Below are 24002 nucleotides of genomic sequence, written 5' to 3'. Positions count from 1 at the left end.
ACCCTCGCCCCCTCGGACGACTACGCGCCCCGCTCCCCCAGCCCGGCGCCCCGCGCCCCCGCCGGGCCCACCACCGCGCTCGACAGGGCGTCCGGGGTCGCGGAGGTCGGGGGGTCCGTCAGCCAGCGTTGGGTGTCGGAGCGGTCGCGGACCTTGACGACGATGTCGGCTCCCGGGTCGGGGGCGGCCGCCGCCAGGGCGAGGCGTTCGTCCCAGCGGGGCAGGACCTCGCCCCGGACCGTGAGGTCGTAGCGCACGTCCTCGGCGCGCCCGGACCCCGAGGGGGCGCATCTGCCGAGGATCACCACTCCGGCGTCCGCGCGGGAGTCCAGGCACAGGTCGGGGTCGGCCGCGCTGCGCAGCCGTCCGTCCTTGTCGTACGACCACGTCTGGCCGATGTCGTCGGAGCAGGCGGCGAGTTCGGTGCCCGCGCCGGGGCCCGGTTCGCCCCGGACGCCGAGGCACAGGCCGGCGGCGGCGTTCCGCAGCCGGGTGCGCGACGGCACGGCCGGTGCCTGGGCGGTGCCGGGCGGCGCGGAGGACACGGCGGGCGGGAGGCGGGTGCCGGGGCTTCCGGCGGTCGCCGAGGCGGCCGGATCGACACCGTCGTCCTCCGTGAGCAACCCGGCGACGAGCAGCAGGGCGATCAGCCCGGCGGAGGCGACCCCCACCCCGGTCAGCAGCGTCCGTGAGGGGCGGGGCGGGCCGGCCACCCTGCGGACCTGTGTGGGCACGCGCGCCAGCAGCCGGCGGCGGGCCGCGCCGTGCCGGGCGCCGCCACGGGTGCGCGACGGGGCCCGGCCCGGACGGGTCTCGAGGTAGCGGCGCGCCCCCCAGCCGAGGACGGACTCGGCGATGAGCACACCCAGCCCGCCCTCGAAATGGCTCAGTTGTTCGGCCGCGTTCCGGCAGTAACGGCACTGCGCCAGATGCGCCTCCACATCCGGCAGCAGGGCGCCGCCCCGGCGAATGGGGACGTCGAGGAGGCGGTTGTAGAACCGGCAATCCTTCGTGGGCGCGAGTTCCCGATGGGCATGTACACAACCTTCACGGAATTTGTCCCGCGCCTGTTCGAGTGCCGCCCTCGCGGTAACGGGATCGAGGCCGAGCAGTCCGGCGGGGACATTCAGCGGCTCCGCCTCCACCTCCGTGTGCCAGAGCAGGCATCGGGCGAGTCCCGGAAGCGCCTGGAATGACCGGTCGGCGAGCCGTCGATTTTCCGGCGTCAGGGACTTCGTGGTCCGCATACCGCGCCCGCCGGAGGGTTTGCCCAGTTCCGGCACCGTCCCCGTTATCCGCTCGTCCCCGGACCAGTGCCGGACCGTGTCCCGGACCGCCACGAGCAGCCGGGGACGCAGCGCGGCGGCGGGCTCGCCCAGCGCCAGACGGTCGAGCACCTGATGGAAGGCGGCGGCGGTGAGCATGTGGGAGGCGGCGCCGGCGGGGGCCGCCAGACAGATCACCGCGTAGGCGTGGACCGGCTCCCAGTGCCGCGCCATGAGCAGGGCGACGGAGGGCGCGGCCTCGCTGTCGGTCCGGCCCCGCAGCCGGGCGGCGAGTCCTTCGTCGGACTCCTCGGGGAGACCTCCCGGTGGCGGATAGGGAGGTCGAGGGGGGTGGGGGGTGGGCACTGAACGGATTCCTTCCCGCACGCGAACACAGAAGTTCCGATCGCCGAAAAGGAGCGAGCGACATGCCGTGGACCTCTCCGGCGCGATCGCGGGGGCGGAAATTCCGCGACGCCCGTCCGCACCGATTCCCCCGCGGAACGCTTGAGCCCCGGCCTATTCCACTCCCACGGCATTCACCCTTGCACAGCGCACTCAGACCCAACAAGGCACTTGGGCAACATCAGCATCAATTGAAATAAAGTCAGAATCCCCCTCCGCACAACGCGGGAAAACAGGGCCCGCGCGACGATCAGATCTGCCAGGATCGCAAGCGGTCGGCCGCGCCGTACACATCCGTCTTGCCGGACATCAGATCGCGGGCGAGGTCGACCAGAGCGCCGTAGGGCGGGTCGATGCCGACGCCGCTGACGAACATGTAGGCCACGGCGGAGGCGCAGGCGAAGCGGGCGTTGGCCGAGGGCAGCGGCTTGAGCACGGCGAGGGTGTGCAGCAGCGCGGCGGCGCGCCAGGCCGGGTCGGAGTCGACGCCGAGCCGGGGCGGGTCCACCCGGTGCCGGGCGACGGCGGCGACCAGCGCGGAGAAGTCGTTGACGGTGGGCTGGTCCGGCAGGACCTCTTCATGTCGCTGGAGCAGCCAGGGCACGTCGATGTGAAGGACGGATGCCATCGGTCAGGCGGCCCGCCCCTCGCCGCCGGACCGTCGCTCGCCGCCGGGCCGTCCCGCGCCACCGGCCGGCGGCTCGTCGTCGGGAAAGGCGGCGGCGAACTCCTCGGCGTGCGAGGAGAAGAACCTGCGGAACGCCTCGGCGCCCTCCTGGAGCGCGCGGTGCCGGGCTATGTCGGCCGCAGCGGCCTCCCGTACGAGCGCTTTCATCGAGGTGCCGCGTTCCTTGGCGATCTGCCGCAGATCCTCGAGCTCACGGTCGCTGAACTCCACGTTGAGAGCTGGCATGTCCTCACGGTACCGCCCGGGTACTTCGGCGTAAATCCCCCCAGGTCAGACGCTGGACAGGCCGGTACCGCCGCGTCGCGCGGCCGGGCGGGACCGGCCGCCGACGGCCGGAGGAGTCCGGCCGCGAGCGTCCGGGGCCGGGCCCGGCCCTGAGCAGGCGGGAAGTCGCCCGGAGGGCCTAGGCTGGGGCGCGAGTGACACGCTTGTTCACCGTGAGTGTGCCCGTGGGAGCTGCGCGCATGAGCCCGGATCACCCGGTCGACGAGGCCTCGACGGCCCGGGCCGTCATCGACGCCGACGGCCTGCTCGTCGAGTGGAACGCCGGGGCGGAACGCCTCCTGGGCCACTCGGCGACCGACGTCGTGGGCCGCCCGGCGGCGGACCTGCTGGCCGGCCCGGGCGCGGACGGGGCCGTCCCCCCGGACGGCGACCGCTGGGACGGCGTCGTCACGCTGCGCCGCCGCGACGGCGGCACGCTCCCCGTGTGGGTGCTCGTCCACCGGGTGCCGCATCCGGGGCAGGGCCCCGCCCGGTGGCTGGTCGTCACACCGCTGGACCCGGAGGGCACCCGCGCGCACGACGATCCGCTGGACGACGTCTCCCTCCTCGACTCCCCGTGCGCCATCGCGATCTACGACGAGCGGCTGCGGGTGCGCAGCATCAACAAGGTGATGGCTGAGGTGCTGGGCCTGCCCGCGGAGAACGTGCGCGGTCTGCGCATCGTCGAGATGACCGGCATGGCGCACGGCCACGACCTGGAGGGCCGGCTGCGCCAGGTGCTCACCACGGGCCGCGGCACGGCCGTACGGACGTATGTGCCGGTCGGCGGTGACCGCACGCTGAGCTGGCTGGCCCGGATGGCCCCGATCCGGGACGGCCTGGGCCGGGTGCGGGGCGTGTCGGTCGCCGCGCACGACTTCACCGAGCAGTACCAGGCGCAGGAGCGCCTCCAGCTGGTGAACGAGGCCAGCGTGCGCATCGGCACCACCCTCGACGTGACGACCACGGCCCAGGAGCTGGCGGACATCTGTGTGCCCGCGCTCGCCGACTTCGTCAGCGTCGATCTGCTGGATCCGGCCGAGCACGGCGATCCGCCCGTGGGCCGGCCGGTGGCGCCGATCGGGCTGCGGCGCACCGCGCACCGGATCATCGACGCGGACGGCAGCGCCGGGGTCGTCGTCAAGCCGGGTCGGCTGGACGTGTACCCGGCCACGTCCCCGCAGGCCGACGCGCTGCTGGCCGGCCACACCATCGTCGCCTCGGCCGCGACCGGCGACCTCGACCAGTGGCTGTCGTGGGACCCGCAGCGCGCCGACCGGATCAAGGAGTACAGCATCCACACCGCGATGTCCGTGCCCATCCAGGCCCGCGGCACGACCCTGGGCGTCGCGGTGCTGTCGCGGTTCGCGAACCCTCATCCGTTCACCCCGGACGACGTGCTGCTGGCGGAGGAGGTCACCGCGCGCGCCGCCGTCTGCATCGACAACGCCCGCCGCTACTCCCGGGAGCGCGAGACCGCGCTGGCCCTGCAGCGCAGCCTGCTGCCGCGCACCCTGCCGCGCACCGCCGCGCTGGAGGCGGCCTCCCGTTACCTTCCGGCGGCGCGCTCCGGGGTGGGCGGCGACTGGTTCGACGTGATCCCGCTGTCCGGGATGCGGGTGGCGATGGTCGTCGGCGACGTCGTGGGGCACGGCATCCAGGCGTCGGCGACGATGGGCCGGCTGCGCACGGCGGTGCGCACCCTCGCCGACATCGACCTCGCTCCCGACGAGCTCCTCACCCACCTCGACGACCTCGTCGTGCGCCTGTCGGAGGAAGTCGGCACGGACGGTGTGTTCGGCGAGGTCGGCGCCACCTGCCTGTACGCGGTGTACGACCCGGTCTCCCGGCGCTGCACGCTGGCCCGTGCCGGGCATCCACCGCCGGTGATGGTGGCGCCGGGCGAGGGGCCCGTGGAGATCGACCTGCCGGCCGGGCCCCCGCTGGGCCTGGGCGGACTGCCGTTCGAGTCGGCGGAGTTCGAGCTGCGCGAGGGCACCGTCCTCGCGCTGTACACCGACGGGCTGATCGAGTCGCGGGAGCGGGACATCGACGCCAGCCACGCGCTGCTGTGCGAGTCGCTCGCGGCGGCGTCCGGCTCCCTCGACGAGACCTGTGACAGGGTGCTGGACTCGCTGCTCCCGGCGGGCGGTGCCGCCGACGACGTGGCCCTGCTGCTGGCCCGCACCCAGGGGCTGCCGTCCTCCGCGGTGGCGACCTGGGACATCCCGGCGGACCCGGCGCTGGTGGCGCCGATCCGCAAGCAGGTCGTGGAGCAGATCGGCCGGTGGGGCCTGTCCGAGGCCACGTTCACCGCCGAACTGGTGGTGAGCGAACTGGTCACCAACGCCATCCGCTACGGCATGCACCCGATACGGCTCCGGCTCATCCACGACGCCACGACCCTGATCTGCGAGGTGTCCGACACCAGCCACACCGCCCCGCACCTGCGCCGCGCGAAGACGTACGACGAGGGCGGCCGGGGGCTGCTGCTGGTCGCCCAGCTCACCCAGCGCTGGGGCAGCCGGCACACCGCCGAGGGCAAGACCATCTGGGCGGAGATCGGGTTGCTCGGCGAGGAGTGAGGACGACGCGCCCGGAACGGTGACTACGCGCCGGGAAAACGGGGATGCCTCACAGACATGGGAGCAATGGGACGCGCACCGCAATCCCCCTTCTCGGTCCGAGGCCGCCGGGCCGCCCTCCCGGTGACCGCCGCCGCGCTGCTGTGCCTGCTCACCGCCTGCGCGGACGGCACCGGCGCCTCGGGGACACCGTCCGCCGGCGAGGGGGCGACGACCGCACCGGGCACGGCCGCGGGCACGGGCCCCGCGACGACGACGCCCGCCACCACACCCGGCACCCCGGACACGGAGAGCCCGGTGACCCAGTCGGGCGCCGCCGCGCCCCGCTGCCACACCTCCGAGCTGCGGGCGCGCCTCGGCCGCCCGAGCCCCGGAGCGGGGCAGCGCAACTTCCCGATCGTGCTGACCAACCGCGCCGACCGCACCTGCACCGTGCGCGGCTACCCCGGCGCCGCCTTCGTGGACGCCTCCGGCCGGCAGCTCGGCCCCGACCCGCGCCGCTCCCCGGACACCCCGGCGACGGTCTCACTGGCGCCGGGTGCCAGCGCCTGGGCCGGGCTGACCTTCGCGAGCCCCGAGATCAGCGGGGCCCGCACGGCCGAACCGAAGGAACTGCTGGTGACACCACCGGACGAACGGGACCCGCTCCGGGTGGCCTGGACATCGGGCGAGGTACCGGTGGGCGGCAACGAGTCCACGGTCTTCCTCACGATCCTCCAGCCGGGCACGGGCGACTGACGGGACGGCTCGACGGTGGCCGCCGTGCCGGAGGCGCTGTCGTGCGACCGGACCAAGCGGCTCGGGTGTGCGTGGAAGGGGCCTTGGCATCGGACGCCGCAAACCCAGTGACCTGCTCCAACGCGCAGGCCGCGGTCGGACCGACCGCTCAGCGGTGGGCGCCACCCCCGGGCCCACGGCCGCCGCCCCTCGGCCCGCCCTCGCCCGCCGGCGCGCCGGGCGCCCGGGCGGCCGGGGGTGCGGTCGGGGGCGGTGCCGTGCGGGCGGACTTGGTGGCGGGGGTGTGCGCGGAGGGCGGCGCCGGGGTGTGGGCGGGTGGTGGGGCCGGCCTGACGGCGGCGGCGGGCTTCGGGGCGAAGGTGACCGTCTCCAGCGCGGAGGTGGTGCGCGCGGTGTCAACGGCCCAGTGCTGTGTGCCGTTGTCGTCGTCGCGGCTCTTGAGCACCAGGGCGCCGGAGCCGTCGGTGGCCGCGGGGCTCAGCGCGAGTTCCTGGTCGAAGCGGGGTATCAGGGCGCCGGGCAGCGTGAAGTCGTAGCGGACGTCGTCGCCGCCCGCGCCGGTGACCTGGCAGGGGGCGAGCCGGACCGAGTAGCCGAGGTGGGAGTCGAGGCACAGGCCGGGGTCGGCGGCGCTGCGGATCAGCCCGTCGGTCTCGTACGTCCACTCCTGGGCGGGACCGGGGGCGCAGGCGGTCAGTTCGGTCTCCGCTCCCTCGACGGCCCGGCCACCCACGACGGCCACGCACAGCCCGGAGCCGATGTTGTGGAGCCGGCCCCGCAGGTCGCCCTTGGCCGCCTCGGCGGCGCCCGCCCACGCGGGGTTGCGGCTGGGGGCGTCCTTCTCGGGGCTCGCCGAGCCGGACGGCCGCTGGCCGTGGGCGGTGGGTACGGCGGTGTCGTCGGTGCCGCCGTCGGAACCGGCGGCGGACCAGATCACCAGGGGCAGCACGACCAGGGCGCTGACGGTGGCGACGGCCGCCGACAGGTTGCGGCGCCGGGCGGCGCGGCGGGCCACCTTCACGGCGACGCGGCTGGAGCAGGCGCGGGCGCCGCGGCGGGCGGGCCCGGTGGGCTCGCGGCGTGCGCCGGAGCGGCGGGCGGCCCGGCGGGCGCTGCGCGGGCCGGGTACGCCGGCGGGCGTCCCCGCGGTGTCCGGGGCCGTGACGGAGGTGAACGCCGAGGGGTGGGGGCGCGCGGCGGAGGCCGCGGCGCCGGTGTCGGCGAAGAAGGACTCGCCCGCGATCGGCCCGTACGGGTCGGGCGCGGAGACGGGAGGCTGCGCGCCGGGGCTCACGCGGGCGATCAGATAGGCCCGCGCGCCCCAGCCGAGCACGGACTCGGCGAGGGCGATGCCCAGTCCGCCGTTGAAGACGCCGAGCTGGTCCGCGGTGCCGCTGCAGTGCGCGCAGCGGTTCAGATGCGCGCGCAGGTCGGGGTCGACGTCGACACCGCCGCGCCGGTAGGTCACGTCGAGCATCCGCAGGTACTGGCGGCACTCGTGCTCGGGGGCGAGTTCGCGGTGGACCTGGAGGAGTTCCTCGCGCAGCCGGTCGCGGGCGCGCTCCAGCTCCAGGCGTCCGGTCTCCGCGTCCATGCCGAGGAGTGCGGCCGGTACGGACGCCGGTTCGGCCTCGACCTCGGTGTGCCACAGCAGGCAGCGGGCCGACTGGGGCAGCCGTGCGAACGCCTCGGAGAGCAGCCGGCGGTGGTCCGGCGGCTGCAGGCGGGCGGCGGCTCCGACGCCGTCGGGGCCTGAGCGCAGCCCGGGGTGGAGGAGTTCGCGCCGGTGGTCGGCGTCCCATTCGGCGGCGATCCGGCCGACGGTGACGAGGAGCCGGGGGCGCCAGGCGGCGGTCGGCCCGGTCTGCCGGAGGGTCTCGCCGAACAGGCGGGTGAACGCCGCCGTGGTGAGCATGCCCGCGGTGCGGGTGTCGGCGGTGCACAGCCGTGCGTAGGCGAAGCCCGCCTCCCAGTGCCGGTCGAGGAGTTCTCCGACGGGGTGGAGCGCCGGTGCCGCTCCCGTCCACTTCTTGAGTTCGGCGCTCAGTTGAGCGTCGGGCACTTCAAAGAAGCGGGCGGCGCCTGGTGAATTCGACAGGCCTGCGTCAGGCACGGGGGCATTCCTCCGGAGGGCACTGCGGCTTGAAGGGTCCATACCAATGGGTATGCTCCGGGTGCGGCTCTGGTGAAGCGCGAGGCGTAAAGGAGCGAGCCACACCTTTGCACAGGCCAGGGACAGAGAACAAGCCGCTCCGCTTATTGTGCACCGGATACCTGGCCAGCAGTGTTTGACGAATTGTCAATAGCCGGGTGATCGGCATTGCGGGGCTATCGGCGAAGCAATGGGAAAACGGATTCACTCGGCACTCCGCCGACTTCATCGCAAACCATTGAAGCGCCGCGCCACGGCATTTTCCGCTGGTCATACGGACGAAGGCCCCTTCACGGGGCCTTCACAACCGGGGCGTCAACCTTTGCGGCGCCCGGCCGGGGCCTCCGTCCGCGGCGCGCTCAGTGACCGATGACCGGGTGGGGCGTGTAGGGCTCCTGGAGCGCCGCCAACTCCTTGTCGGACAGCTCCAGTTCGACGGCGGCGACCGCGTCCTCGAGGTGCCCCGGACGGGCGGCGCCGATGATGGGCGCCGTCACGGTGTCCTGGTGCAGCAGCCAGGCGAGGGCGACCTGGGCGCGCGGGACACCGCGCTCGTTCGCCACCCGGGTGACGGCCTCCACGACGACCCGGTCGCTGTCCGGGTACAGCCTGCTGCCGAACGCGTCGTGCGTGCTGCGGTCGGTGGCCGTGCCCCAGTCGCGGGTGAGCCGGCCGCGGGCCAGCGGGCTCCACGGCAGCACCCCGACGCCCTGGTCGGCGCAGAGCGGCAGCATCTCCCGCTCCTCCTCCCGGTAGAGGAGGTTGTAGTGGTTCTGCATGGAGACGAACTTCGTCCAGCCGTTGCGCTCGGCGGTGTACTGCATCTTGGAGAACTGCCAGGCGTACATCGAACTCGCCCCGATGTAACGGGCTTTGCCCGCCTTCACCACGTCGTGCAGCGCCTCCATGGTCTCCTCGACCGGGGTGTGCGGGTCGAAGCGGTGGATCTGGTAGAGGTCGACATACTCGGTGCCGAGGCGACTCAGGCTGTGGTCGATCTCGGTCATGATCGCCTTGCGGGAGAGCCCGGCGCCGTTCGGTCCGGGGCGCATCCGGCCGTGGACCTTGGTCGCGAGGACGATCTCGTCCCGGCGGGCGAAGTCGCGCAGCGCCCTGCCGACGATCTCCTCGCTGGTGCCGTCGGAGTAGACGTTGGCGGTGTCGAAGAAATTGACGCCCGCGTCGAGCGCCTGCCGGATCAGCGGCCGCGACGCCTCCTCGTCGAGGGTCCACTCGTGCGTGCCACGGTCCGGGAGCCCGTAGGTCATGCAGCCCAGACAGATCCGCGACACGTCCAGGCCCGTCGAACCGAGCTTCACGTACTGCATCGTTGCTGCTCCTGCCGTCGGGAGGGGGTTACCCGGCGAGCCTACGGCGCTCCCGGCTCCGTCAGCAGGTCCAGCGCCCGCTCCCACCGGAAGTCCGGCCGTGTGCCGTCCGGCGCGGGCTCGCCCGTGTACGGCTCCCCGAACCGCACCCCCATGCCGCGCAGCCGTTCCAGGCTGTCCCGGTAGGCCGGGTGGGCGGCGAGCGCGTCGGCCACGCAGGGCAGGACGGCGACGGGCACGCCCAGACCGGCCGCCTCGCAGAGGGTGCCCAGGGCCAGGGTGTCGGCGATGCCGGCCGCCCACTTGTTGATCGTGTTGAAGGTGGCCGGCGCGACGGCGACGGCGTCCGGCGGCGGGAAGGGGCGGGGGTCGGCGGGCGTGCGCCAGGTGGAGCGGATCGGCCGGCCCGTCAGGGTCTCGACGGCGGTGGTGTCGAAGAAGCCGTTCAGGGCGGCCGGGGTCGCGATGACCCCGACCTCCCAGTCCCGCTCCAGCGCGGCGCCGGCCAGCTTGTCCACGTCCGCCGCGATCCCGGCGGCGCAGACGACGACGTAGAGAAAGGGTTTCCCGGCCTGTTCGGTCATCCGGGAAACCCTACTCAAGGGCCCGACGTGCCGTCAGGCGGTGGCCTCGGAGACGGTGATGGCACTGACCGGGCAGGCGCGGGCGGCCTCCCGGACCATCGGGTCGCCGCCGCCGTCCTCCCGGCCGGGGATCAGGGCGCTGAAGCCGTCGTCGTCCTGGGTGAAGACGGACGGGGCGGCCAGGGCGCACTGTCCGGCGCCGATGCAGAGGTCGTGGTCGATGTCGATGCGGGTCCCGGACGCCTCGCCGGGCACGGCCGCCGTGGTCTCGTGTGTCTCACGCGTTTCGTTGTGCATGACCGGAGCCTCTTACCAGGTCACGGGGAGTTCCAGCATCCCCTGGATCGTGTCGCCGGGTTTGAACGGGATTTCCTCCGCGGGGACCGCCAGGCGCAGTCCGGGGAGCCGGCCGAACAGGGTGCGCAGCGCGATCTCCATCTCGGCGCGGGCCAGGTTCTGCCCGAGGCACTGGTGGATGCCGAACCCGAAGGCGACGTGGTGCCGGGCCGGGCGGTGCAGGTCCAGGGTGTCGGGGTCGGCGTAGACGGCCTCGTCCCGGTTGATGACCGAGGTGGAGAAGACGACGCCGTCGCCCGCGCGGATCGTCTCCCCGGCCACCTCGATGTCCTCGACGGCGACGCGCAGCAGTCCGTCGGCGATGGACAGCATGCGCAGCAGTTCGTCGACGGCGGCGGGCACCAGGTCCGGGTCGGCGCGCAGTTCGGCCAGCCGTTCCGGGTGCCTGAGCAGCGTGAAGGTGCCCAGGGAGATCATGTTGGCGGTCGTCTCGTGCCCGGCGACCAGCAGGATGATGGCGAGCGCGACGAGCCCCTCGCGGTCCAGTTCGCCCTCGGCCAGCCGCCGGTGGACGAGTTCGTCCAGGACGCCGTCACCGGGTGTGCCCTGCCGCTGCTTGCGGTCGATCAGTTCCTCGAAGTACGCCTCCATCCGGGCGCGGGCGTCCATGGAGTCGGCGGCCGTCGGGCCGCGCAGCAGCCGGCGCGACTGTCCCTCGAAGAAGTCGTGGTCCTCGTAGGGCACGCCGAGCAGGGCGCAGATCACCATGGAGGGCACCGGCAGCGCGAACGCGGGGACCAGGTCGGCGGGCGGTCCGCCGGCGATCATCGCGTCGAGGCGTTCGTCGACGATCCGCTGGATGTGCGGGCGCAGCGCGGTGGCGCGCTGGAGGGTGAAGCTGGGGATCATCATGCGCCGTTGCGCGCGGTGTTCGGGGTCGTCGACGCCGAGCAGGGCGGAGCGGCGGCGCCGGACCTGAGCGATGCGTTCACTGGTGGCGGGGAACTCCGGGCGGGTGGGATCGGTGGACAGCCGGGGGTCGGCGAGCAGGGTGCGGGCGAGGCCGTGGCCGGTGACCGTCCAGACGACGCGGCCGTCGTAGAGACGCGCGCGGGTCAGCGGGCGGGTGTCGCGCAGGGGGTCGTAGGCGGCGGGCGGGTGGTAGGGACAGGTCCGGCTCTGGGGGAAGGCGACGGTGGGGGGTTCCGTCATGTCCGTCATGAAAAGACCTCGCAGACGAAGGGTGCGTCGTGCCGATCTTTATTAGATGCCCGAGGCACCTAAAGGACGACGTCAAGTTCGGCCAGAACTCCGGCCGCGGAAATCTGGCCGGGGATGATCGCACAAGGCTTCGCCCACAAGGGACGGGAATGACCGCGCGTGGCGGGCCGGGGGAAATTCGCTTGTCGCGGGCCGGGCGGGGACCACAGAATCCGGCCATGCCGAAGAACATCGCCTGCCTGCCGCCGACCGCCGCCGTCCGTCCGGTGCGGTCCCAGCAGCAGCCCGGCCGACCGTGGGGACCGACGCCAGCCACGTCGTGACCGCGGCGCTCGTCGCGGGCCTGCTGGCCGGCTACGGCATCGCCGTACCCGTCGGCGCCGTCGCGACCTACCTCGTCTCCCTCACGGCCCGTACCTCCCTGCGCACCGGCGTCTGCGCCGCGCTCGGCGTGGCGACGGCCGACGGGCTGTACGCCCTGCTGGCCGGCCTCGGCGGCTCCGCGCTCGCGGCCGCCCTGCGCCCGGTGCTGGTGCCCCTGCGGTGGGCCTCGGCCCTGGTGCTGGCGGTGCTCGCCGTGCGGGGCGCCGCCCTCGCCGTCCGCCAGTACCGGGCGTATCGCCTCGCCACCCGGTCCGCTCCCCCGCCGCCCGGTCCGGGCCGCGCCTACCTCTCGCTGCTGGGCATCACCCTGCTGAACCCGACCACCGTCGTCTACTTCACGGCGCTGGTCCTCGGCACCCGCACGGCGGACGCCGTGCCGGCCACCGCGCAGGCCGTGTTCGTCCTGGCCGCGTTCGCCGCCTCGGCGAGCTGGCAGGTGATGCTCGCCGGAGGCGGCGCCCTGCTCGGGCGGGTACTGACCGGGCTCAGGGGACGACTGGTGACCGCGCTGGTGTCGAGCGCGGTGATGCTGGCACTGGCGGTGCGGATGCTGGTGTAGCGGTGCGGCGGGACCGGGATGATCGTCGCCTGTGCCACTGTTGGAGGGAGTGTCAGTTCTCGTACACGACGATGGGATGGATGTCATGCCTCTCGAGGGCGAATACGAGCCCAGCCCGAGCAAGTGGGTGCGCGACCAGGTGGAGTTGTACGAGCGGTCCGGCGGCACCGAGGGCACCACGCTCCAGGACACCGGGCTGCCCGTCATCCTGCTGACGACCCGCGGCGCCAAGAGCGGCAAGATCCGCAAGACGCCCCTCATGCGCGTCGAGCACGACGGCCGTTACGCCGTGGTCGCCTCCCAGGGCGGGGCGCCGAAGCACCCCGTCTGGTACCACAACATCAAGGCCGAGCCGCATGTCGAGCTGCAGGACGGCCCGGTGAAGCGGGACATGAGGGCCCGTGAGGTCACCGGCGACGAGAAGGCCGAGTGGTGGGAGCGGGCCGTCGCCGCCTTCCCGCCGTACGCCGACTACCAGAAGAAGACGGACCGGGAGATCCCGGTGTTCGTCCTGGAGCCGCTCGACGAGCGGTAGGGCCGGGGACGGCCTAGTTTTTTCTCATCGGGACGCATGACCCCGCGAGGGCGGGGCACCCGAGCGTCAGGCCCCGCCGCGTTCCCCCGTCGCGGCGGGGCTTCCCTGTGCCTCGCGCGCGGACCGCTCGGTGATGTCGAGGAAGATCTGGTCCGCCTCGGCGACGGTGTGGCCGATGGACCGCTTGATCCGGACGGCGACCTCCTCGACCCGTTCGCTGTCCAGTCCCGGCACGAGGTCGATCCGCGCCGCCACCAGCGCGCTCTCCAGCCCCGTCTTCATCGTGAACAGCGCCTCGACGCTGTCGATCTCGGGCTGCGCCTCCAGCAGCGCGCAGATCCGGGCGGCCGCCTCCGGGTCGGCTGCCTCGCCGATGAGCTGGTCGCGGGCCTCACGGCCCAGCCGGTAGGCGACGTAGACGAGCAGGGCGCCGATCGCCAGCGAGGCCGACGCCTCCCACACCACCTGCCCGGTCACCATGTGCAGGGCCATACCGGCGAGGGCGAGGCTCACCCCGAGCACCGCCGTGCCGTCCTCGGCGACGACCGTGCGCAGCGCCGGGTCGCGCATGCCTTCCGCGAGCCCGCCCTGCCCGCGCACCTGGTACAGCGCCCGCACCAGCGACGCCCCTTCGGCGAGGAAGGCCACGCCGAGGACGATCATGCCCGCCACATAGCCGCCGAACGACTCCTCGGAGCCGCCGCGCAGGGCCTCCACGCCCTGGTAGAACGAGAAACAGCCACCCATCACGAAGATCCCGACGGCGGCCAGCAGCGACCAGAAGAAGCGCTCCTTGCCGTAGCCGAAGGGGTGCCGGGCGTCGGCGGGGCGGCGGCTGCGGCGCAGCGCGGCCAGCAGGAACACCTCGTTGAGGCTGTCCGCCACGGAGTGCGCCGCCTCCGACAGAAGGGCGGGCGAATGGGCGAGGAGCCCTCCGACGGCCTTGGCCACGGCGATGACGAGGTTGGCGGCGAGGGCGACGAGGACCGTGATGCGGGTCCTGCGGTCCGACTGCGGGGTCTCCTGTGTGCTGCTCACCTAACGGCGGATGCCCCGGGCTCCCCCGCTCACACCGTGCGGCCGGCGGAAAACGGGGGACTCGGGGGGAGCCGGGGCGTACGGTCCCGGCGACGGCGTCCGTGCGGCCCGCCCGCATGGCGGGCGCGAACGGAGGAACCCGGCACCGGCCGGACGGACCGGCGGCCTGCGGAAGGGAGCGATCATGAGCGGCGGGGGCAACACCGCCTATGGCCGGAAGGCGTTCCAGCGGTCCAGGGCGCACTTCACGGACCGGATCACGGCGGACGGCCGGGACGGCTGGCCGGTCGAGGCGGGCCGGTACCGGCTCGTCGTCAGCCGTGCCTGTCCGTGGGCGAGCCGGGCGGTGGTCTCCCGGCGGCTGCTGGGCCTCGAGGAGGCCCTGCCCATGGCGATCACCGACCCCGTGCAGGACGACCGGAGCTGGCGGTTCACCCTGGACCCCGGCGGCCGCGACCCGGTGCTCGGCATCCGGTTCCTCAGCGAGGCGTACGACCGGCGGGAGACGGACTACCCAGGCGGGGTGAGCGTTCCGGCGATCGTGGACGTGCCCAGCGGCGAACTGGTCACCAACGACTACCAGCGGATCACACTGGACCTGGCGACCGAGTGGACGGCCCTGCACCGGGAGGGCGCGCCCGATCTGTACCCCGAGCCGCTGCGGGACGAGATCGACCAGGTGATGGCGGACGTGTACGAGGACGTCAACAACGGCGTCTACCGGGCGGGCTTCGCCACCGGGCAGGAGGAGTACGAGAAGGCGTACACGCGCCTCTTCCGCAGGCTGGACCTGCTGACCGAGCGACTGACGGGGCGGCGCTACCTGGTCGGGGACACGATCACGGAGGCGGACATCCGGCTGTTCACCACACTGGTCCGTTTCGACGCCGTCTATCACGGTCACTTCAAGTGCAACCGCTGGAAGCTGGCGGAGAACCGGGTGCTGTGGGCCTACGTCCGCGATCTCTACCAGACGCCGGGGTTCGGCGACACCGTCGACTTCGACCACATCAAACGGCACTACTACCAGGTGCACACCGGGATCAACCCGACCGGGATCGTCCCCGTCGGGCCGGACCTGTCGGGCTGGCTGACACCGCATCACCGTGCGGAGCTGGGCGGCCGGCCGTTCGGCGACGGGACGCCGCCCGGTCCGGTTCCCGAGGCCGAGCGGGTACCGGCGCACGCCCGTCCCTGAACTACCGAGGAGGCACAGGCACATGGGCAAGAAGAAGCAGAAGAAGGCGAAGCTCCCCCTCGCCTACAAACCGCTGGGGTTCGCCCTCGGCTGGGCGAGCGGCGCCCTGGCCGGGCTCGCCTTCCGCAAGACGTGGATGGCGATCCGGCACGAGGAGGACGCCCCCGACGCCCTGGACCGCGACCGCGGCTGGGGTGAGGTGCTGCTCGCCGCGGCGGTCCAGGGCGCCCTGTTCGCGATGGCCCGCAGCCTGGCGGACCGCACGGGCGCGAAGGCGGTCGAGCGGTCCACCGGTGTCTGGCCGTCGACCGACAAGGGCGGACGGGACTGACGGCGTGAGGGGGCCCCGGGTGCTGCGTCCGCCCGGGGCCTCAGCCCTGCTTGGGGGCGGTGCCGGGCGTGCGGCGCAAGGTGAAGGAGTGCCCGGCCGGGTCGGAGAAGCCGCGCTCCTCGTACGGTCCCGGCGCGTCCTTGGCCTCCACGGGACGCCCGCCGAGGCCGACGATCCGGCGCTCGGCCTCGTCCAGGTCGTCCACCACGAAGTCCAGGTGCGCCTGGAGGGAGTTCTCGGGGCGGGGCCAGCTCGGCGGGGTCGCGTTCATGTCCCGGCGGAAGGCCAGTCGGATGCCGTCGGCGCCCCGGATCTCGACCTGGTTGGCGGTGGCGCCGGTCTGCTCGCCCTCCAGCAACTCCCTGTAGAACTCGGCGAGTTTCTCGGGCTCGGCACAGTCGAGCACGATGAACCCGGCTTTCACGAGCGGCATGGCTCCTCCGAAGGTCCGGGGCGCGGCCTGCCCCGCTGCCCTGTCCCTCCCGTCTAACCCGCCGGGGTGGTTTCAGTCCGTGTCCGGGCCGTCAACGGACGGTGGCGGCCTGGAAGGTGCGCCGGTAGGCCTGCGGGGAGACCCCGATCGCGGCGTGCAGGTGCTGGCGCAGCGAGGCGCCGGTGGCGAAGCCGACCCGCGCGGCGATGTGGTCGACCGGCAGGTCGGTGGACTCCAGGAGGTGCCGGGCGCGCGCCACCCGCTGCTGGATCAGCCAGCGGCCGGGGCTGAGGCCGACCTCGTCGCCGAAGCGGCGGGCGAAGGTGCGGCGGCTCATCCGGGCGTGCAGGGCGAGGTCCGACAGGGTGAGGGGTTCGTCCAGGTGCTCCAGGGCCCAGGCGCGGGTGGCGGCGGTGCTCGCGGCCCCGCTCTCGGGGACCGGCTGCTCGATGTACTGCGCCTGTCCGCCGTCGCGGAAGGGCGGCACGACACAGCGCCGGGCGACGGCGTTGGCGAGTTCGCTGCCGTGGTCGGTGCGCACGATGTGCAGGCAGACGTCCACGCCGGACGCGGCGCCCGCGGAGGTGAGGATCCGGCCGTCGTCGACGAAGAGCACGTCCGGGTCGACGTCGACCCGCGGGTACATCCGGCGGAACGCCTCGGTGACCTGCCAGTGGGTGGTGGCCCTGCGCCCGTCGAGGAGTCCGGCGGCGGCGAGGACGAACGCGGCGGTGCAGATCGACACGATGCGCGCGTCCGGGCGAATCAGCGCCAGCGCTCCGGCGAGCTCGGGGGACAGCTCGGTGGGGATGTACGCGGTGGCCATGGAGGCGACGACCACCGTGTCGGCCGTGGCGAGGATCTCCGGGCCGTGCTGCACGCCGATCGTGAAGTCGGCGTTGCTGCGGACCGGGCGGCCGTCGACGCTGCAGGTCAGCACCTGGTAGTGGCCGTCGGCCGCGCCGAAGATCCGGCTGGGGATGCCCAGCTCGAAGGGGTAGACGCCGTCCAGGGCCAGCACCACGACGCGCTCGGTCCGCCCAGGGGTTCCTCGCTCACTCATGGCACGATCGTATCGAAGGTTGGCAATCGTGCCATTTTCCGGAGGGCTCGCTCCGGGCAGGCTGAGGGACCATGAGCACTGAGCACACCATGCGAGCCATCAGTCAGAACGTCCTCGGCGGTCCCGAGGTCCTCCAGGAGGTACGGCTGGAGCGGCCGGAGCCGGGCCCCAACCGGGTCCTGGTCCGGGTCCGCGCCGCCGGCGTCAACCCGACCGACTGGAAGCACCGGGCGACCGGCGGCTTCCTCGGCGACCCGCCCTTCGTCCTGGGCTGGGACGTCTCCGGCGTGGTGGAGGCGACAGGGATCGGCGTCGCCGCGTTCCAGCCCGGCGACGAGGTCTTCGGGATGCTGCCGTACCCGTACGGGCACGGCTCGCACGCCGAGTACGTGATCGCGCCGGTCCGCGCGCTGACGCACAAGCCGGCCTCGATCGACCACACGCAGGCCGGCGCGCTGCCGCTGGTCTCCCTCACCGCCTGGCAGGCCCTGGTCGAGCACGCGGACCTGCGGCCCGGGCAGCGGGTGCTGGTCCACGCGGCGGCCGGCGGGGTCGGGCACGCGGCCGTGCAGATCGCCAAGGCGCGGGGCGCGTACGTGATCGGCACGGCGAGCGCCGGCAAGCACGGCTTCCTGCGGGAGATCGGCGCCGACGAGGCGATCGACTACCGGGAGACCGACTTCGCCGAGGCCGTGAAGGACGTCGACGTCGTCCTCGACACGCTCGGCGGTGAGACCGCCCTGCGCTCGCTGCGCGTCCTGCGTCCGGGCGGCGTCGTCGTCTCCATCATCCCGGTCGGCTCGGACGAGTTCCCCGAGGAGGCGGCGCGGCTCGGTGTGCGGGCCGTCCGGATGCTCGTCGACGCGGACCGCGCCGACATGCGCTCCCTCGTGGAGCTGATCGAGCAGGGCAAGCTGCGCGCCGCGATCGAGCGGACCTTCCCGCTGTCCGACGCCGCCGAGGCGCACGCCCTCGGGGAGCAAGGCCATGTGACGGGCAAGCTGGTCCTGACCGTCGACTGAGCGGGCCGCCTGTGAGCGCGCCCCCCGGCCGTGCGGCCGGGGGGCTCGACCGCGTGGAGAATCGCCGTCCCGCCATCGGGCGAAACCTGTGTCGCAAATCAAAGACATATGTCAATCGAACATGCTCAGATTCGCTCGATCGGGGGTAACTTGCAGTGCGGGAGCCGGACTTGGGCACCCGCGGCATGGGAACGGGTTGGAGGCGATGTGGTCGTGCGGCAGGAACCTGCGCCCTTCACCCGGCATCTGCGCACCCACCGCCACCGGGACCATCTGGTGCTGGAACTCCTCGGTGAGATCGACATCGCCGCGGCCGCGGAGATCGGTCCCTACCTGGACCGGGTGACGACGGACCCGGAGGCGCGCGTCGTGATCGACCTGCGGAGCGTGGAGTTCTTCGACTGCTCGGGGCTGCGGCTGCTGTACCGGGCCCGCGGCCGGGTGCTCGACCACGGCGGACGGCTGCACCTGGTGTGCACCCAGCCGCTGATCCTGCGCATCCTGCGGATCACGGGCCTGTCCCGGCTGCTGCCCCCGCATCCGACGCCGGACGCCGCCCTCGACACCGCCGGGACGGCCTCCGGCGCATCCTGACGCCCCGTCAGTCCTCGGGCGCGTCGAACAGGGCGCTCACGGACTCCCCGTTGTGGATGCGGCGTACGGCCTCCGCGAGCGCGGGCGCGATCGACAGGATCCGCAGCTTGTCCGTGCGCTCCTCCTCGGGCACCGGCACGGTGTTGGTGCAGACGATCTCCAGGACGTCCGGCTGCTCGCCGATCCGCTTGAGGGCACCGGCCGCGAACAGGCCGTGCGTACAGGCCACCCGGATCGACCGCGGGTTCATCTCCCGCAGCCGGTCGAGCAGTTCGAGAACCGTGCTGCCCTTGGCGATCTCGTCGTCGAGGACGATGACGTCCCGGCCGCTCACCTCGCCGATCACGGAGGAGATGCTGACCCGGTCGTCCGCGAACCGCTGCTTGGCGCCCGCGGCCACCTGGGCGCCGATCATCCGGGCGAACGCCGCCGCCTCCTTGGCGTTGCCGAGGTCCGGCGAGACGACGGTGGTCCGGCTCAGGTCGTACTGCCGGAAGTGCGCGGCGAGTTCCCGCAGCGCGTGCAGATGGTCGACGGGCACCGAGAAGAAGCCGTGCACCTGGGGGGCGTGCAGCGTCATGGCGAGGACGCGGCTCGCGCCGGCCGCCACCATCAGGTCGGCGACAAGCCGCCCGCCGAGGGAGATGCGGGGTGCGTCCTTCTTGTCGGACCGCGCGTAGGAGTAGTGCGGCATCACCACGGTGATCCGGCGCGCGGACGCGCCGCGCGCGGCGTCGCACATCAGCAGCAGCTCGACCAGGTGCTCCTGGACGGGCCGCACCAGGGGCTGGATCAGGAAGACGTCCCGTTCCCGGCAGTTGGCCTGGAGCTGCACCTCCAGGCAGTCGTTGGCGAACCGGCTGACCCGGGTGGGGCTGAGGGGCACCCCGAGCTGGGCGCAGACCTCCGCCGCCAGCTCGGGATGGGCACTGCCGCTGAACACGGCTATCTCTCGCACGATCCGCTCCTCGCATGATCATCACGGGTGGCGGCCACATGCTACTGAGGTTGCAGAAACGTTGGTTCGGCAGTCCAGCCGCCGCCCGCGCCCCGGCGCACCCCCGGTTCCGGCCAACAGACCCGCTCAGTACGGGATTTGGGGGTATCCGGTCAGCAGGAAGGAGGGACGTCGACATGACGACTCCCATCAAGCGCATCGACCGGCGCATGCCCCGCTGGGCCAAGGCGGTCACGGCCGTCATCCTGGTGCTGGGCGTGTTCTTCGCCGGGATCCGGCTGAGCGTGCTCCCGGGGCTCAAGGACCTGCTCGGCACCGAGACCCAGGACCGGTCGGGCCCCGCGCTGCTCCGGTCCATCCAGGACATGAGCCGCTACGACGCCGCCTCCGGCAACTTCCAGATCGTCGTGGACCTGGAGAAGGACGCCAAGTTCCTGCCCGACGCGATCCGCGGCACCCGCACCCTGTACGTCGGCGCGGGCACCGTGGACGCCTATGTGGACCTCGGCAAGGTCGGCGACGACGACGTCACGGTGAACGAGGACCGTACGTCCGCCACGCTGCGCCTGCCGCACGCCGTGCTCGGCACCCCGGCCCTCGACCCCGACCGCTCCTACGCGGTCTCCAAGCAGCGGGGGCTGCTCGACCGCCTCGGCGACCTGTTCTCCGACAACCCGAACAGCGAACAGGCCGTGCAGAAGCTGGCGGTACGGCACATCGGGGACGCGGCGAAGAAGAGCGGGCTGACCGCGCGGGCCGAGAAGAACACCACCGACATGCTCCAGGGGCTGCTGCACTCCCTGGGCTTCGAGGAGGTGAAGGTGACGTACGGGACATGAGGGACCCGGCCCGCCGGCGGCCGAAAGCGACCGCATCCCCGGGCGGTACGGGGGTAAGCGCGTGACCACGCCCGGACCTTGACGAGTGGAGGACATGATGGCCGCTGGGATCTCGCGATCGCGTGTCGCGTCGCGCCTCGGCGCACCCAGGACGAAGAGCGCCGCCGGCCCCGGACCGGAGTCCAAGGGCGTGGACCGGGACGGCTCCGCGTCCGGGGGCGGCCCGCTGCGCCTCCTCGCCCGCTGCGTGGCGATGGTGTGCGCCTTCGCGTTCATGGTCGCCTTCGCGGTGGTCCTGGCCAAGCTCACCCTCCAGCCCTCCCCCGCGTCGGAGAGCCTGATCCACACCAACCTGCACCCCGGCCGCTCGCTGCGCGCCTATCTGGACCAGCCCGAACTGCGCGACGCCGTACGGCAGATCGGCGGCAACCTGCTGCTGGGCGTGCCGTTCGGCGTCCTGGTCCCCATCGTGGCCCCGCGGACCCGGGGGGTGCTGCGGGTGCTGCTGCTGACGGCGACGGTGATGCTGCTGGTGGAGTTCGCGCAGGGCGCCCTGGTGACGGGCCGCGCCTTCGACGTGGACGACGTCATCCTCAACACGTCGGGCGCGCTCATCGGTTACCTCCTGCTGGGCCGGCGGCTGAGCCGCGCGGTGCACGCCCGGCGGGTCCGGAGCTGACCCGTCCTTCGCCGCCCCGCCCCGGTCCCGCCGGGCGCGGGGCGGACTCATGCCCACTGGTCCGTACCACAGTATTGACGCCCCCTTAACTCAAGTCTTGAATCAAGTGACGACACCTTCACCCCCCACCACGGTCGACGCACCCGGCTGACGGGTCGTCGCACGGAAGGGAGCACGATGGCCTCCCCACGGCTGATCCGCTCTGCCCTGCTCGCCGCCCTCTCGGCGGTCCTGGTCGCGGCCGCCGCGATCGCGCCCGCCCAGGCGGAACCACCGCGTGCCGCGGCCGCCGCGGTCGTCTTCTCCGACACCTTCGACGGCCCCGCGGGCGCCGCCGTCGACGGGTCGAAGTGGCAGATCGAGACCGGCGACAACGTCAACAACCACGAACGGCAGTTCTACACGTCCGGCAACAAGAACGCGGCCCTGGACGGCCAGGGCCATCTGGTCATCACGGCCCGGCGTGAGAACCCGGCCAACTACCAGTGCTGGTACGGCACCTGTCAGTACACCTCGGCCCGGCTGAACACCTCCGGCAAGTTCACCGCCCAGTACGGGCACGTGGAGGCGCGGATGAAGGTGCCGCGCGGCCAGGGCATGTGGCCCGCGTTCTGGATGCTGGGCACCCCGGTCAACTGGCCCGACTCGGGCGAGATCGACGTCATGGAGAACGTCGGTTTCGAGCCGTCCACCGTGCACGGCACGCTCCACGGCCCCGGCTACTCCGGGTCGGGCGGCATCGGCGCCGGCTACACCCTGCCGAACGGGCAGGCGTTCGCGGACGCCTTCCACACCTTCGCCGTCGACTGGGCGCCGGACTCGATCACCTGGTCCGTGGACGGCAACGTCTACCAGCGGCGCACCCCGGCCGACCTCGGCGGCAGGCAGTGGGTGTTCAACCGGCCGTACTTCCTCATCCTGAACCTCGCGGTCGGCGGCTACTGGCCCGGTGACCCCGACGGCTCCACCGCCTTCCCGCAGCAACTGGTCGTCGACCACGTCTCGGTGACCACCGGGGACTCCCCGACCGGCGGCACCACCGTGCGCGGCATCGCCGGCAAGTGCATGGACGTGGCGGGCGCGAACACCGCCAACGGCACCCCCGTCCAGCTCTACGACTGCAACGGCACCGCCGCCCAGCAATGGACGGCCGGCTCGGACGGCTCGCTGCGCGCGCTCGGCAAGTGCCTGGACGCCACCGGCAACGGCACCGCCGACGGCACACCGCTGCAACTGTGGGACTGCACGGGAGGCGCCAACCAGAAGTGGACCGTCTCCGCGGCGCGCGACCTCGTCAACCCGCGGGCCGACAAGTGCGTGGACGCCACCGGGAACAGCTCGGCCAACGGCACGCGGCTGCAGCTGTGGACCTGCACGGGCGGGGCCAACCAGAAGTGGACGGTCGGCTGAGCCGGTCCCTCAGCGGTGGTGCCAGGTGAACTTGTCGCCACCCACCCAGCGGACCACGTCCGGGTCGTCGAGGTCGTGGACGGTGATGCCGTAGAGGGCGGCGGTGGTGAGGACGTCGGTGATGGTCCTGGCCTCACAGACGACCTCACCGTCGATCTCCATGATGCGGAACGGGGGCGTGCCCGGCTGGACCCCGAGCACCATGATCCGCGGCTGTGCGATGTGCGGGCTCGCGCTTTCGGTCATGCATAGAGCCTAGGACGGGTCCGCCTGCTTCCGCCCGCCGTCGCCGTGCGGGGGCGGCGGGGCCGGGGAACCCTGGAGGAGGAGGTGGCGATGGATCCCGTCGAGGCCCTGAACCGGATCGCCTTCCTGCTCGAGCGGTCCCTGGAGCCGACGTACCGCGTCCGGGCGTTCCGTACGGCCGCCCGGGTGCTGTCCGGGCTGCCCCCGGACGAGGTCCGCGCGCGGGCGGAGGCCGGGACGCTGGAGAAGCTGAAGGGCGTCGGCCCGAAGACGGCCGGCGTGGTGCGCGAGGCCCTCGCCGGACAGGTGCCCGGCTATCTCACCGACCTGGAGAACCGGCCGGCCGCGGGGCCGCCCGAGGGAGGCCGGGAGCTGTGGGAGGCGCTGCGCGGCGACTGCCATCTGCACTCCGACTGGTCCGACGGGGGCAGTCCGATCGAGGAGATGGGGCGCACGGCGGCGGAGCTGGGGCACGAGTGGGCGGTGCTCACCGACCACTCGCCCCGGCTGACCGTCGCCCGTGGGCTGTCGGCCGGTCGGCTGCGCGAGCAGCTGGACGTGGTGGCGGGGCTGAACGCCCGCTGGGCGCCGTTCCGGCTACTCACCGGCATCGAGTGCGACATCCTCGACGACGGCTCGCTGGACCAGGAGCCCGAGCTGCTGGAGCGTCTGGACGTGGTCGTGGTGTCGGTGCACTCCAAGCTGCGCATGGACGCCCGCTCGATGACGCGCCGCATGATCGCGGCCGTGCGCAACCCGCACGCGGACGTCCTCGGGCACTGCACCGGCCGTCTGATCACCGGGCGGGGCCGTCCGGAGTCGGAGTTCGACGCGGACGCGGTGTTCGCCGCCTGCGCCGAGTCCGGGACGGCCGTCGAGATCAACAGCCGGCCGGAACGGCTGGACCCGCCCCGCCGCCTGCTGCGCCGGGCGGTGGCCGCCGGCACGCTGTTCTCGATCGACACCGACGCGCACGCCCCGGGCCAGCTGGACTGGCAGCGGTACGGCTGTGCGCGGGCCGAGGAGTGCGGGGTGCCCGCCGAGCGGGTCGTCACCACCTGGACGGCCGACGAGCTGCTGGCGTGGACCCGCGACAAGCAGCACTCCCGGGCGTGACGCACCTCACCGCCCCACGCGGCGGGACCAGGAACATCCGCCGCTTGTTCACCGTTGAACCAGCCGTGGG

General features: G+C 73.0%; 25 protein-coding genes. 12 read left to right on the top strand and 13 right to left on the bottom strand.

Going from position 1 to position 24002, the window contains the following annotated elements:
- Positions 1–20 precede the first annotated feature (20 nt).
- From F8R89_RS32715 to F8R89_RS32705, 3 genes are all read right to left on the bottom strand, one after another.
- The gene (locus F8R89_RS32715; protein WP_151787373.1) at positions 21–1631 is read right to left on the bottom strand and encodes an RICIN domain-containing protein; all 1611 of its coding nucleotides are present in this window, start codon (positions 1629–1631) and stop codon (positions 21–23) included.
- A gap of 289 nt (positions 1632–1920) precedes the next feature.
- Positions 1921–2298, bottom strand: coding sequence for a toxin Doc (locus F8R89_RS32710; RefSeq protein WP_151787372.1), 378 nt, complete (start codon positions 2296–2298; stop codon positions 1921–1923).
- Between the two features lie 3 nt (positions 2299–2301).
- Positions 2302–2583, bottom strand: coding sequence for a hypothetical protein (locus F8R89_RS32705; RefSeq protein ID WP_151787371.1), 282 nt, complete (start codon positions 2581–2583; stop codon positions 2302–2304).
- 239 nt (positions 2584–2822) lie between these two features.
- Between F8R89_RS32705 and F8R89_RS32700 the strand changes: the two genes are divergently transcribed.
- Positions 2823–5207: a SpoIIE family protein phosphatase gene (locus tag F8R89_RS32700; protein WP_151787370.1), complete on the top strand. Its 2385-nt coding sequence runs from the start codon at positions 2823–2825 to the stop codon at positions 5205–5207.
- 66 nt (positions 5208–5273) lie between these two features.
- Positions 5274–5945 (top strand): DUF4232 domain-containing protein, encoded by a 672-nt coding sequence (locus F8R89_RS32695; RefSeq protein WP_192806295.1) that lies wholly within the window; start codon positions 5274–5276, stop codon positions 5943–5945.
- A gap of 148 nt (positions 5946–6093) precedes the next feature.
- Here the strand turns inward: F8R89_RS32695 and F8R89_RS32690 are convergent, their stop codons facing one another.
- The 5 genes from F8R89_RS32690 to F8R89_RS32670 form a co-directional block, all read right to left on the bottom strand.
- Positions 6094–8058 carry an RICIN domain-containing protein gene (locus tag F8R89_RS32690; protein WP_225994562.1) on the bottom strand — a complete coding sequence of 655 codons (1965 nt, stop codon included), beginning with the start codon at positions 8056–8058 and terminating at the stop codon, positions 6094–6096.
- A gap of 398 nt (positions 8059–8456) precedes the next feature.
- On the bottom strand, positions 8457–9425 hold the full coding sequence (locus tag F8R89_RS32685) for an aldo/keto reductase (RefSeq protein WP_151787367.1): 969 nt from the start codon (positions 9423–9425) through the stop codon (positions 8457–8459).
- Positions 9426–9466: 41 nt separating this feature from the next.
- Positions 9467–10009, bottom strand: coding sequence for a flavoprotein (locus F8R89_RS32680; protein WP_151787366.1), 543 nt, complete (start codon positions 10007–10009; stop codon positions 9467–9469).
- 33 nt (positions 10010–10042) lie between these two features.
- Positions 10043–10264 carry a ferredoxin gene (locus tag F8R89_RS32675; protein WP_225994669.1) on the bottom strand — a complete coding sequence of 74 codons (222 nt, stop codon included), beginning with the start codon at positions 10262–10264 and terminating at the stop codon, positions 10043–10045.
- 54 nt (positions 10265–10318) lie between these two features.
- Complete coding sequence (locus F8R89_RS32670) at positions 10319–11527, bottom strand: cytochrome P450 (RefSeq protein WP_151787364.1); 1209 nt, start codon at positions 11525–11527, stop codon at positions 10319–10321.
- A 319-nt stretch (positions 11528–11846) separates the two neighbouring features.
- On the opposite strand from F8R89_RS32670, the gene F8R89_RS32665 reads away from it, so the two are divergent.
- Together F8R89_RS32665 and F8R89_RS32660 are read left to right on the top strand one after the other, a co-directional pair.
- On the top strand, positions 11847–12470 hold the full coding sequence (locus tag F8R89_RS32665) for a LysE family transporter (protein WP_192806408.1): 624 nt from the start codon (positions 11847–11849) through the stop codon (positions 12468–12470).
- Between the two features lie 85 nt (positions 12471–12555).
- Positions 12556–13005 carry a nitroreductase family deazaflavin-dependent oxidoreductase gene (locus tag F8R89_RS32660; RefSeq protein ID WP_151787362.1) on the top strand — a complete coding sequence of 150 codons (450 nt, stop codon included), beginning with the start codon at positions 12556–12558 and terminating at the stop codon, positions 13003–13005.
- A 66-nt stretch (positions 13006–13071) separates the two neighbouring features.
- On the opposite strand, the gene F8R89_RS32655 is transcribed toward F8R89_RS32660, so the two are convergent.
- Complete coding sequence (locus tag F8R89_RS32655) at positions 13072–14043, bottom strand: cation diffusion facilitator family transporter (RefSeq protein WP_225994561.1); 972 nt, start codon at positions 14041–14043, stop codon at positions 13072–13074.
- A gap of 184 nt (positions 14044–14227) precedes the next feature.
- Between F8R89_RS32655 and F8R89_RS32650 the strand changes: the two genes are divergently transcribed.
- Together F8R89_RS32650 and F8R89_RS32645 are read left to right on the top strand one after the other, a co-directional pair.
- A complete protein-coding gene (locus F8R89_RS32650) occupies positions 14228–15241 on the top strand; it encodes a glutathione S-transferase family protein (protein ID WP_151787361.1) in 1014 nt (337 codons plus the stop codon).
- Positions 15242–15263: 22 nt separating this feature from the next.
- Positions 15264–15572 (top strand): DUF4235 domain-containing protein, encoded by a 309-nt coding sequence (locus tag F8R89_RS32645; protein ID WP_151787360.1) that lies wholly within the window; start codon positions 15264–15266, stop codon positions 15570–15572.
- 40 nt (positions 15573–15612) lie between these two features.
- On the opposite strand, the gene F8R89_RS32640 is transcribed toward F8R89_RS32645, so the two are convergent.
- Positions 15613–16005: a VOC family protein gene (locus F8R89_RS32640; RefSeq protein ID WP_151787359.1), complete on the bottom strand. Its 393-nt coding sequence runs from the start codon at positions 16003–16005 to the stop codon at positions 15613–15615.
- 91 nt (positions 16006–16096) lie between these two features.
- The gene (locus F8R89_RS32635; RefSeq protein ID WP_151787358.1) at positions 16097–17068 is read right to left on the bottom strand and encodes a GlxA family transcriptional regulator; all 972 of its coding nucleotides are present in this window, start codon (positions 17066–17068) and stop codon (positions 16097–16099) included.
- Positions 17069–17139: 71 nt separating this feature from the next.
- Here F8R89_RS32635 and F8R89_RS32630 point away from each other — a divergent pair, with 71 nt between their 5' ends.
- Entirely contained in the window at positions 17140–18090 is a 951-nt protein-coding gene (locus F8R89_RS32630) for an NADP-dependent oxidoreductase (protein ID WP_151787357.1), read from the top strand.
- A gap of 213 nt (positions 18091–18303) precedes the next feature.
- Positions 18304–18684, top strand: a complete 381-nt coding sequence (locus tag F8R89_RS32625; RefSeq protein ID WP_225994560.1) for an anti-sigma factor antagonist — start codon at positions 18304–18306, stop codon at positions 18682–18684.
- Between the two features lie 7 nt (positions 18685–18691).
- Here F8R89_RS32625 and F8R89_RS32620 read toward each other — a convergent pair whose 3' ends face one another.
- On the bottom strand, positions 18692–19642 hold the full coding sequence (locus F8R89_RS32620; RefSeq protein WP_151787355.1) for a ribose-phosphate diphosphokinase: 951 nt from the start codon (positions 19640–19642) through the stop codon (positions 18692–18694).
- Positions 19643–19818: 176 nt separating this feature from the next.
- On the opposite strand from F8R89_RS32620, the gene F8R89_RS32615 reads away from it, so the two are divergent.
- From F8R89_RS32615 to F8R89_RS32605, 3 genes are all read left to right on the top strand, one after another.
- Positions 19819–20481: a DUF4230 domain-containing protein gene (locus F8R89_RS32615; protein ID WP_151787354.1), complete on the top strand. Its 663-nt coding sequence runs from the start codon at positions 19819–19821 to the stop codon at positions 20479–20481.
- A 97-nt stretch (positions 20482–20578) separates the two neighbouring features.
- A complete protein-coding gene (locus F8R89_RS32610; RefSeq protein ID WP_151787353.1) occupies positions 20579–21160 on the top strand; it encodes a VanZ family protein in 582 nt (193 codons plus the stop codon).
- A 177-nt stretch (positions 21161–21337) separates the two neighbouring features.
- The gene (locus tag F8R89_RS32605) at positions 21338–22570 is read left to right on the top strand and encodes a ricin-type beta-trefoil lectin domain protein (protein WP_151787352.1); all 1233 of its coding nucleotides are present in this window, start codon (positions 21338–21340) and stop codon (positions 22568–22570) included.
- A 9-nt stretch (positions 22571–22579) separates the two neighbouring features.
- Here the strand turns inward: F8R89_RS32605 and F8R89_RS32600 are convergent, their stop codons facing one another.
- Positions 22580–22816 carry a hypothetical protein gene (locus tag F8R89_RS32600; protein WP_151787351.1) on the bottom strand — a complete coding sequence of 79 codons (237 nt, stop codon included), beginning with the start codon at positions 22814–22816 and terminating at the stop codon, positions 22580–22582.
- A 90-nt stretch (positions 22817–22906) separates the two neighbouring features.
- Here F8R89_RS32600 and F8R89_RS32595 point away from each other — a divergent pair, with 90 nt between their 5' ends.
- On the top strand, positions 22907–23932 hold the full coding sequence (locus tag F8R89_RS32595; protein WP_192806294.1) for a PHP domain-containing protein: 1026 nt from the start codon (positions 22907–22909) through the stop codon (positions 23930–23932).
- The last annotated feature ends 70 nt before the right edge of the window (positions 23933–24002 follow it).

This window comes from Streptomyces sp. SS1-1 (genome assembly GCF_008973465.1).
Lineage (GTDB): Bacteria > Actinomycetota > Actinomycetes > Streptomycetales > Streptomycetaceae > Streptomyces.
This window is presented reverse-complemented; position numbering and strand designations above follow the sequence as displayed.